At 54.8% G+C, this 10440-nt stretch carries 10 protein-coding genes; 3 read left to right on the top strand and 7 right to left on the bottom strand.

Annotation, left to right across the window (positions count from 1 at the left end; genetic code table 11):
• Positions 1 to 668 (bottom strand): chorismate synthase (gene aroC / locus HMPREF1144_RS09325; RefSeq protein WP_009652590.1); only part of this gene is annotated, 668 nt, incomplete at its 3' end.
• 37 nt (positions 669 to 705) lie between these two features.
• The gene (gene prmB, locus HMPREF1144_RS09320) at positions 706 to 1638 is read right to left on the bottom strand and encodes a 50S ribosomal protein L3 N(5)-glutamine methyltransferase (protein WP_009652591.1); all 933 of its coding nucleotides are present in this window, start codon (positions 1636 to 1638) and stop codon (positions 706 to 708) included.
• A gap of 167 nt (positions 1639 to 1805) precedes the next feature.
• Here prmB and smrB point away from each other — a divergent pair, with 167 nt between their 5' ends.
• The gene (gene smrB / locus HMPREF1144_RS09315; RefSeq protein ID WP_004123257.1) at positions 1806 to 2357 is read left to right on the top strand and encodes an endonuclease SmrB; all 552 of its coding nucleotides are present in this window, start codon (positions 1806 to 1808) and stop codon (positions 2355 to 2357) included.
• Between the two features lie 19 nt (positions 2358 to 2376).
• Here smrB and sixA read toward each other — a convergent pair whose 3' ends face one another.
• From sixA to HMPREF1144_RS09295, 4 genes are all read right to left on the bottom strand, one after another.
• Positions 2377 to 2862, bottom strand: coding sequence for a phosphohistidine phosphatase SixA (gene sixA / locus HMPREF1144_RS09310; protein ID WP_032721545.1), 486 nt, complete (start codon positions 2860 to 2862; stop codon positions 2377 to 2379).
• A 209-nt stretch (positions 2863 to 3071) separates the two neighbouring features.
• The gene (fadJ, locus tag HMPREF1144_RS09305) at positions 3072 to 5216 is read right to left on the bottom strand and encodes a fatty acid oxidation complex subunit alpha FadJ (RefSeq protein WP_009652592.1); all 2145 of its coding nucleotides are present in this window, start codon (positions 5214 to 5216) and stop codon (positions 3072 to 3074) included.
• Positions 5216 to 6526 carry an acetyl-CoA C-acyltransferase FadI gene (gene fadI, locus HMPREF1144_RS09300; protein ID WP_004852909.1) on the bottom strand — a complete coding sequence of 437 codons (1311 nt, stop codon included), beginning with the start codon at positions 6524 to 6526 and terminating at the stop codon, positions 5216 to 5218. The genes fadJ and fadI overlap by 1 nt, the downstream gene beginning before the upstream one ends.
• A gap of 159 nt (positions 6527 to 6685) precedes the next feature.
• On the bottom strand, positions 6686 to 6970 hold the full coding sequence (locus HMPREF1144_RS09295) for a YfcZ/YiiS family protein (RefSeq protein WP_009652588.1): 285 nt from the start codon (positions 6968 to 6970) through the stop codon (positions 6686 to 6688).
• A 372-nt stretch (positions 6971 to 7342) separates the two neighbouring features.
• On the opposite strand from HMPREF1144_RS09295, the gene fadL reads away from it, so the two are divergent.
• Positions 7343 to 8707: a long-chain fatty acid transporter FadL gene (gene fadL / locus HMPREF1144_RS09290; protein WP_004852913.1), complete on the top strand. Its 1365-nt coding sequence runs from the start codon at positions 7343 to 7345 to the stop codon at positions 8705 to 8707.
• A 62-nt stretch (positions 8708 to 8769) separates the two neighbouring features.
• Here the strand turns inward: fadL and mlaA are convergent, their stop codons facing one another.
• Entirely contained in the window at positions 8770 to 9531 is a 762-nt protein-coding gene (gene mlaA, locus HMPREF1144_RS09285; protein WP_004852917.1) for a phospholipid-binding lipoprotein MlaA, read from the bottom strand.
• 257 nt (positions 9532 to 9788) lie between these two features.
• Here mlaA and HMPREF1144_RS09280 point away from each other — a divergent pair.
• Positions 9789 to 10440: formate/nitrite transporter family protein (locus HMPREF1144_RS09280; RefSeq protein WP_009652589.1), on the top strand; the 652-nt coding region annotated here is incomplete at its 3' end.

The following is a 10440-nucleotide window of genomic DNA, read 5'->3' as shown; positions in this document are numbered from 1 at the left end:
AATACCGGCTCGCCCAGTCCCGGCGGTACGCCATCGGCCACCACGGTGACCTTCGCCCCGATGGAGTCGCCCTCTTTCTTCAGGCCGCGCATCAGTTCATCAAGCGCTTCGATTTTGTCCGGATCCGGGCAGAAGAACGGGTTCTGCTCTACCTGATCCCACGCTTTTATCGCCAGCGGAATATCGCCCATCTGGGTCAGGCAACCGCGAATCACAATACCAAATTTCGCGGCGAGGAATTTCTTGGCAATCGCCCCTGCGGCCACGCGCATGGCGGTTTCACGCGCAGAGGAACGACCGCCGCCGCGATAGTCGCGCAGGCCATATTTCTGCTCGTAGGTGTAGTCAGCGTGTCCAGGGCGGAAAACGTCCTTAATGGCGCCGTAGTCCTGAGAACGCTGGTCGGTATTCTCAATCAGCAGGCCAATGCTGGTCCCGGTGGTCACCCCCTCGAATACGCCGGAGAGGATCTTCACCTGGTCCGGCTCGCGGCGCTGGGTGGTATAGCGTGAGGTTCCCGGACGACGGCGATCGAGATCGTGCTGGAGATCGGCTTCGGTTAGCGGAATGCCTGGCGGCACGCCGTCAACGATGCAGCCCAGCGCCAGGCCATGCGACTCGCCGAACGTCGTGACGCGAAAGAGTTGTCCAATTGTGTTTCCTGCCATCACGGCTCCGTTTTTGTCGTTATGTTTGCGTGTTGTTTTAGTCTTTATAAATACCGAAATGCGCGCGGGCGGCAATCAACTGCGGTTTAGTCAGCATAAAGACGCCATCGCCGCCGTTTTCAAACTCCAGCCAGGTAAATGGCACGTCAGGATATTGCTCCATCAGATGTACCATGCTGTTACCGACTTCACAAATCAGGATACCGTCATCGCTGAGATAATCCGGCGCGCAGGCCAGGATCCGGCGGGTTAACTTCAGGCCATCGCTACCGGAAGCCAGCCCCAGGACCGGTTCATGGCGATATTCACCAGGCAGGTCGGACATATCTTCTTCATCGACGTACGGCGGATTGGTCACGATCAGATCGTATTGCACCTTCGGCAGATCGCGGAACAGATCGGAGCGAATTGGCGTAACGTTATGAATTAATCCGTGATCTTCCACGTTCTGCTCGGTAACGGCCAGCGCGTCAGGGGAAATATCCACCGCATCGACTTCCGCTTCCGGGAAAGCGTAAGCGCAGGCGATAGCGATACAGCCGCTGCCGGTGCACATATCAAGGATGTGCTGCGGATAGTGGTCAATCAGGCCGGAAAAATGGTTGTTAATGAGTTCGCCAATCGGCGAGCGCGGTACCAGCACGCGTTCATCGACGTAAAACTCATGGCCGCAGAACCAGGCTTTGTTGGTCAAATAAGCGACCGGAATGCGCTCGTTAATACGACGAATGACGCGTTCAACGATGCGATGTTTTTCGCTGGAAGTCAGACGCGCGGTACGCATATCTTCCGGAATATCAAGCGGCAGATATAGTGAAGGCATCACCAGCTGTACGGCTTCATCCCACGGGTTATCGGTGCCGTGTCCGTACCAGATATTTGCAGCGCTGAAGCGGCTTACCGCCCAACGCAGCATGTCCTGAATGGTATGAAGCTCATTAACGGCTTCATCAACAAAAATTTTATCCACGCTATCCCCCAGGGCACGCTCTGCTATAAATTCGGCGGCTAGTTTGCCACGAAGACGGGGATAAATCAGCATTCTTACGTCAGGCGGAGGGGGAAAAATAGGTTTTCCTTGCCTGGATGCGTGGCGAGTCGGGTAAACTACCGGCAAAGAAAAAATGAGATCAGGTAATGAAAAAGAAAACATCGCTAAGCGAGGAGGATCAGGCATTGTTCCGGCAGCTGATGACCGGCACGCGTCAGATTAAGCAGGACACCATCGTTCATCGCCCGCAGCGTAAAAAAATCGCTGAAGTACCGCCCAAGCGGCTGCTCCAGGAGCAGGCGGATAACAGCCACTATTTTTCCGATGAGTTTCAGCCGCTGCTGAATACCGAAGGGTCGGTTAAATATGTGCGCTCGGACGTCAGCCATTTTGAGCTGAAAAAGCTGCGTCGGGGTGATTATTCGCCGGAGCTGTTTCTCGACCTGCACGGTTTAACCCAGCAGCAGGCCAAGCAGGAACTGGGAGCCTTGATTGCCGCCTGCCGTCGCGAGCACGTATTCTGCGCCTGCGTGATGCACGGACATGGAAAGCATATTCTCAAACAGCAAACGCCGCTGTGGCTGGCCCAGCACCCGCATATTATGGCGTTTCATCAGGCACCAAAAGAGTACGGCGGAGACGCCGCACTGCTGGTTCTGATTGAAGTTGAAGAGTGGCAACCGCCGGAGCTTCCGTAAACGTCAGCCCCGGAGGGAATCAGATAGCCTTCGCCATCTTCAAATTGCAGGGGCTCATTTGCCAGTTGAATTCGCCTTTGCCGCTGACATCAAGCGTGACGCAGGCAATCGCCGAAGTGGTGAACATCGGGGGAGTTTCCCCCGGGCACAGCTCTGAGACGAGGTACCCCACCAGAGGGAGGTGAGACACGACCAGCGCCGTCGCCACACCTTCATTCGCCAGCGCCTGCAAATAAGCGCTAACCATGCCAACGTCGCCGCACGGCGTGAGTTCCGGCATCACGTCGACATCTTTTGGCAGATTCATGCACTCCCCAACAATTTCCAGCGTCTGTTCTGCACGCAGGTAGGGACTCACAAGAACCCGCTCAATATCCACTTTTTGACCTTTCAGCCAGGTAGCCATCTGACGAGACTCATCGCAACCGCAGACGGTTAATGGACGAACCGAGTCACTGGCTGCATCGAGGGCAGCGTCGCCGTGACGCATGATAAAAACTTGCATATTGCACCGCTTTTGTTAACCAGAAGCACCGCGGTCTTACCCACGTAGACGATACGCAGGTGACCCGGTGGCCGGGCATTGTGCCTGATCCATTCAACGAATGAAACGCTGTTTTTTACCTCAATGGCGTAAGTATAGTCAACTATTGCTTACAAAATCGCCAAAGGGCAGCGCCGTTCATTACCGGATTTACCTTCTTTGACCACAACTTAGGTCGTACGTTCCTCAGCGGGCCAAAAGGTCGCCCCCTGCTCGGCCATGTGTAACAAAGTGTCACATGGTGTAAAACGCGGGCCGTACTGAACAGCCAGGCGCTGCAATATCGCGGCGACCTCACCCGCTCCCAGGGTATCCATATAGCGGAACGGGCCGCCAAGAAATGGCGGAAAACCAATGCCAAATACGGCGCCGATATCGCCATCGCGGGCGCTGCGAACCACTCGCTCATCGAAGCAGCGCGCCGCTTCGTTAAGCATCATCATCATGCAGCGTTCCGCCACCTGCTGCGCGGACAAGCGCGCCTGCGGTGAGGAAATACCCAGTAAAGTGTAGATCGCAGGATCGGGCCGTTTTTTGCTTTTACGCCCTTTTGCCGCATAAAGATAGAAACCCCGGTTATTTTTTCTCCCTTTGCGATCGTCATTCAGAATCGAGCTAATGATGTTTGCAGGCGGGCTAAAACGTTCTCCCCATGCGGCCTCCAGTACCGGGATAATTTTGGTACCGGTATCGATTCCCACTTCATCAAGGAGCTGAATAGGGCCAACCGGAAAACCGAATTTAACCAAAGCGTTATCAATATGCTCTACCGGCTCGCCTTCCATCAACAGGCGCATGGCTTCATTTATGTAGGGGGCCAGAATGCGGTTAACATAAAAGCCCGCTTTATCGGCGACGACAATCGGCGTTTTACCTTGCAATTTCGCCAGCTTAACCGCCGTCGCAATTGTTTGCCGATCCGTACCACTATGCGGAATCACCTCAACCAGCGGCATTTTGTCTACCGGGCTAAAGAAGTGAAGCCCGATGACCCGCTGCGGCCTGCTTGCATGCGCCGCGATCTCGCCGATCGGTAAAGACGACGTGTTAGAAGCAAAGATCGTCTCCGGGCTGCAGTACTGTTCAACTTCGCTGACCATCTTCTGCTTGAGCGCAAGATCTTCAAATACCGCTTCGATCACCACATCGCGATGTGCGAATCCCTGGTAATCCAGCGAACCGGATATTAATCCCATCTGGCGTTCGCGCTCGCTGGCGCGCAGATAGCGGCGCCGCACCTGTTTATCAAGCAGATCCCAGCTGTACTTCAGTGCGTGATTTATACCGCGCGGCTGGATGTCCTTAATGCGTACCGGTAATCCGCCTTTGCAGGCGGTGACGTAAGCAATACCGCCCCCCATGAGTCCTCCGCCCAGAATGCCCACGCTGCGCAGCGCGACGGGCTCAGCATCCGCGCCGCGATCTTTTTTCAGATCGGTGCTGGCAAAAAAAATCGACCGTAGCGCCTGCGATTGCGGCGTCATCGCCAGCTCGCCAAAAGCGCGGGCCTCCTCGGCGTATCCGCTGCTGCAGCCCTGCGCCAGTCCGGTTTCAATCACCTGCAAAATGCGCTCAGTTGCCGGGTAGTTCCCCTGGGTTTTGTGATGCGTCTTTTTCGCTACCAGACGAAACAGCAGGCTGCAGCCAAGAGGGCCTGCAAGAATACGTTCGCGCGCCGGAACAGTGCGGCTTGCCGGGCGACCTTTGAGCGCCAGTTCAATCGCGGTTTGCAGCAGGATAGTCTGCGGCACCACCTCATCAACCAGCCCTGCCTTCAGGGCCTGACGCGGGCGAAGCTGCTTACCGGTCAGGATCATCTCCAGCGCGCCGCTGACGCCAATTAATCGCGGTAGACGCTGAGTTCCGCCAGAGCCGGGCAGCAGCCCCAGCTGAACTTCCGGGAGGCCAAGCCGGGTTTTATCGTCATCGCTGCATACCCGCCCGTGGCAGGCCAGCGCCAGCTCAAGGCCGCCGCCCAGGCATGCGCCGTGGATAGCGGCAATCACCGGAATCGACAGACCGTGGATCTCGGCCATGATTTGCTGGCCCTGACGGGCAAGCGCCTCCGCTTCCTCCGCGGAATGGCAGCGGGCAATCATATTGATATCCGCCCCGGCGATAAAGTTATCCGCTTTTGCCGAGATAAACACCGCGCCGCGCAGTTCCTTATTGTCACGGATCTGGCGGATGATCCCCCGTACCTCGCTGGCGAACTCAGCTTTCAGGGTGTTCATTTTTTCACCGGGCGCGTCAATGGTGATGACGGCGATATTGTCCGGGCGAACCTCAAGCGCAAATGCCGATACGGTTTCCATTATTCGGCCTCCAGAACCATCGCTGAACCCAACCCACCCGCCGCGCAGGCGGTGACCAGACCAAATCCGCCGCCGCGCCGCCGCAGTTCATGCAGCGTTTGGGTAATCATCCGCGCGCCGGTGGCGGCAAAGGGATGACCGTAGGCAATCGAGCCGCCAAGCACGTTAAATTTACTCTCGTCCACTTCCCCGATAGCCTGAGAGCGGCCAAGCACTTCGCGGGCAAAGCGATCGCTGGCCATACAGTGCAGGTTGGCCAGCGTTTGCGCGGCAAAAGCTTCGTGCATGTCAATTAAGGTCAAATCAGCCAACGTCAGCCCCGCTCTTTCCAGCGCCAGCGGCGTCGACCAGGCCGGGCCCAGCAGCATATCCTGGCGAACATCAATTGCGGTGAAAGCGTAGCTTCGCAGATAGCCCAGCGGGACAAGACCCAGCTCTTTCGCCCGGGACTCGGTCATCAGGATCACCGCCGCCGCCCCATCGGTCAGCGGCGTACTGTTCGCGGCGGTTACGCTCCCGTGTTGACGATCGAAAGCCGGGCGTAACTTTTGGTAATCTGCCAGGGTTGAATTTTTACGAATATTATTATCCTGCTCCAGCGGCTCACGGAACGGCGGCGTGTATGCCGTCATCACTTCTGCCGATAGCTTCCCTTCCTCCCAGGCTCTGGCGGCAAGCTGGTGCGAACGAAGCGCCAGCGCATCCTGCCGTTCGCGAGTGATACCCCAGGTTTTCGCCATTTGTTCGGCGGTATCCCCCATTCGCAGCCCGGTTGAGTATTCGGCAACGGCTGGCGGTACGGGCAGAAGGTCGCGAAAACGCAGACGGGAAAATAGCTTCAGACGCTGTCCCAGGGTGCGAGCTTTGTTGGCATCAACAAGCGTTCGGGCGAGTTTTTTGCTGACGCCAATAGGTAATACGGAAGAGGAGTCGGCCCCGCCGGCGATACCCGCACGAATAGTGCCTGCCATCAGGCTTTCCGCGACGTTGGCCACCGCCTGAAAGCTGGTTGCACAGGCGCGGCTGACGCTGTAGGCATCGGTATGCACGCTCATGCCGGTCCCCAGCACAATTTCCCGGGCGATGTTCGGCGCTTCCGGCATCTGCACCACCTGGCCAAATACCAGCTGGTCTATTATGTCCGCGGGGATGTTGCTGCGAGCCAGCATTTCGCCGACCACCAGCTTACCTAAATCAACGGCCGGCACGCCGTGAAAAGCCGTCGCCTGTCGGGCAAACGGAGTACGTAAACCGCTGACTATCGCGATACGATCGCCCTGGCGGGTGACTAGCGGTAATGCCTGACTCATAACGCTCCCCTGTTAACCGATAAAACAAAGTGGTCTGACCTGATAACAGTTTTAACTAATATTTTACATTAAGCCAATCGGGGAACCGAAAAAGTGGGAGCCAAAACACATTGATTAGAAAAGGTAACGCCCCTGCCATGAGGGGCATTAAGGGAAGGATTAACGCAAGCCGAGTTGGAAAATCAGAGTTTCAGCTTCACAGCTGAACACGAAATCGATATCCAGCTTCACGCCGCCATCAATGTCTGTAAAGGTCGGGATGATTTTGCACGGCTCTGACTCTACGTTACGCGCTCTTTCGCTTAATGCGGCGATCATTTCTTCGGCTTCCGCACGGTTCGCAAACACGCGGCTATAAGAGGCGGTGCAATCGGTGTTGTCCATAATGGTGCCAACATCCATACAGCAGCAAACCGGGGTTTCATCAGCACTGCATTTACTCATCGTAGATTTCCTCTGTATATGCACTCAAGGTGCCAGACAAATAATGTGCGTATTTTACGCCCCGGGCATGCCTGCCTCCAGTCGTTAATGGCGACAAACGGGATAAGTGACCGAAATCACACTTAAAAATGATCCAAAACAAAAAGCGCCTACTTTGGGTAACAGGTACTTGGGTAAATTTGCCAACTGGATCGCGTTTCTTAGATCACAATTGAAAAAACTTATAAACAAACTTGCAACATATCATCTGGTCAGACCTATACTCAGCGCACTGGTCTGATTTCTCTGTCGTAAAGCAGACCCTACACTTCGCGCTCCTGTTACAGCATGTAACATTGTTTAAATAAAAAATAACTCTATGAGGTTATGGGCATGAGCCAGAAAACCCGCCTTACCCAATCTGCCCTTGCAGTGGCTGTAGCACTCGTTTCAACCCAGGCCTGGTCAGCAGGCTTCCAGCTAAACGAATTCTCTTCATCGGGCCTTGGTCGCGCCTATTCAGGTGAAGGCGCTATTGCTGATGATGCGGGCAACGCCAGCCGTAACCCGGCGTTAATCATGATGTTCGACCGCCCAACCTTCTCGGGCGGCGCCATTTTCGTCGATCCTGATGTCAACGTCACCGGCAGTTCAGTTATCGGTAATGACGCCAGCCAGGACAATATTGCGCCTACCGCCTGGGTGCCGAATCTGCACTTCGTGGCGCCGATTAACGACCAGTTCGGTTGGGGGGCGTCCCTGACCTCTAACTATGGTTTAGCCACCGAGTTCAACAACGATTTTGCCGCGGGCTCGATGGGCGGTACGACCGATCTCGAAACGCTCAACCTGAACCTGAGCGGCGCTTATCGTCTCAACAACCACTGGAGTTTTGGTCTGGGCTTTGACGCCGTGTACGCTCGAGCAAAATTAGAGCGCTATGCGGGTGATTTACCGGAAATTATCGGCGCACAGCTACCGGGAATGGTGAAAGCCGGCAAACTCTCCCCGGCTCAGGCTGCGGCCATCGGTCAACAGGCCGGCGGTATCAGCCGCGACACCCAAATTGCTCGTCTGAAGGGTGATGAATGGGGCTTCGGCTGGAATGCCGGTATTTTATATGAAGTCGATAAAAACAACCGCTACGGTTTGACCTATCGCTCTGAAATTAAAGTTGATTTTGATGGAGATTATAAGAGCAGCCTGCCGTCTTCCCTCAACCCCATCAACTCTGCTCTGGGCCTGGGCCTGCCGTACGGCACCGGCGGCTCCACGATTGGCGGTTCTCTGACGTTGAATCTGCCAGAAATGTGGGAAATTTCAGGATATAACCGCGTGGCGCCAAAATGGGCCGTTCACTACAGCCTGGCATACACCAGCTGGAGCCAGTTCCAGGAGCTGAAAGCGACCAAAACCAGCGGTGGTGAAACGCTGTTCTACAAGGACGAAGGTTTTAAAGATTCCTACCGTATCGCGCTGGGTACGACCTATTACCACGACGATAACTGGACCTTCCGTACCGGTATCGCCTTTGATGATAGCCCGGTCCCGGCTTCCAATCGCTCTATCTCTATTCCGGACCAGGATCGCCTGTGGCTCAGCGCCGGTACGACATATGCCTTCAACAAAGATGCGTCGGTCGATGTGGGTGTGTCTTATATGCACGGTCAGCACGTTGAATTTACAGAAGGGCCGTATACCTTTAAATCAGAAGGTAAAGCCTGGCTGTACGGCGCGAACTTCAACTACCGTTTCTGATCCTCAGCAGCAACAAAAAAGGGTGAACGTCATGTTCACCCTTTTTACTTTCTACCCGTCGGTTACTGTGAATCGATATCTTTAAGATCGCCCTCAATCGCCTGCGCGTTAGGGTTTTCATTCGGGGAAAGTTTACCGCCGTTGGCGATAAAGTCGTGACGCTGGAAGTAGGCTTCACGCATTAAAATATACGGATCGGAGGACTGACGGAGCAAACCGTCTGAATCCAGCAGCTGCGCGCGCGTTTCAACGCCCTCAACCATCCATTTGCCGATAGACATCGGCCATGTCAGCCAGGAAAGAACCGGATACAGGTCATCAGCCATATCGCCACCCTCATCACGAAGGGTGAAGCTGCCGTAGAAAGGCAACTGCACATATGGACCATAGCCAACGCCATAGTGACCCAGCGTGCTACCGAAGCGGGCAGGCTCAACGCGCTGTAGTTTCGGATTCGCCATCCCGGCCACATCAATCAGGCCCCCCATCCCAAGGATGGTGTTCAGGAAGAAACGCGTAAAGTGCACCATTCCTTTATAGGGATCGCCTTTCAGGAAGGAGTTCACCATTACCGCCGGCTCTTCGAGGTTGCTGGTAAAATTACTCAGCCCGTTACGCGCCGGCTGCGGAACGTAATCACGCCACGCCACCGCGACGGGGCGAAGGACATAGGGATCGACAACGTTGAAGTTGAAGTTGAACATGGTACGGTTAAAGCCTTCAAGCGGATCTGAACGCCCCTGCGGCCGATCGCCAGAACTAGAACTGGCGCATCCCACCAGCAATGTGGCGCCAAGCGCAAGCGCCGACAGGCGAAAATTCATAGGTGTCTCCCTGTTAATTTAAGCTATCGCTGGGGGTTATCGGGGGACAGCTGCCTCCATAAAGATATCGCCCGTAAGCATGTGCCTGCTTTCAGCATAGCCTTTTTTAGCATCATTGTTGATGTCCCGATTCTATACACATTTTGCAATTTCCGTATTGCTAATCTTGTCATTGTGAAGAATTTAGGAGCTTATCCGACCCGAACAGCCGAAACCGCTCTACGATTATAATAAAGACCCGCCGTTGAGGAAAAGTTATGAAACCGCATACTCACCATGATAATGAGGATGTTGAAGTAGAGAGTGAAGAAAAGCAGAATGGTGAAGAAATTGAGGTTGATGAAGAACGCCTGCCTTCACAGGCGATGGCCACTCATGAAGTGATTCGCCAGGAAGGCGAGAAAGAGCTGGAGCGCGATGCCATGGCGCTATTATGGTCAGCAATTGCCGCCGGGCTTTCGATGGGCGCCTCGCTGGTCGCCAAAGGCATCTTCCATGTCCATCTGAGCGAACTTCCCGGCGGCTTCTTGCTGGAAAATCTTGGTTATACCTTTGGTTTTGTGATCGTCATTCTCGCTCGCCAACAGCTGTTTACCGAGAATACAGTCACCGCCGTCCTGCCTATTATGCATAAACCCACGCTCGGCAATATCGGCCTGCTGTTACGTTTATGGGGGATTGTTCTGGCAGGTAACTTAATCGGGACCGCTATCGCGGCCTGGGCGTTCGATGTTATGCCTGTGTTCGATGAGCCTACTCGCGAAGCCTTTCTTAAAATTAGCCTGAAGGTGATGCAAAACCCGCCGCTGGAGATGTTTGCCAATGCGATTATTTCCGGTTGGCTGGTCGCCACTATGGTGTGGATGTTTCCTGCCGCAGGTTCTGCAAAGATTGTCGTCATCATTCTGA

Source organism: Klebsiella sp. OBRC7 (genome assembly GCF_000293135.1).
In the GTDB taxonomy this organism is placed as follows: domain Bacteria; phylum Pseudomonadota; class Gammaproteobacteria; order Enterobacterales; family Enterobacteriaceae; genus Klebsiella; species Klebsiella michiganensis.
The sequence above is the reverse complement of the archived record's forward strand: the minus strand, read 5'-3'. Positions and strand labels throughout refer to the sequence as shown.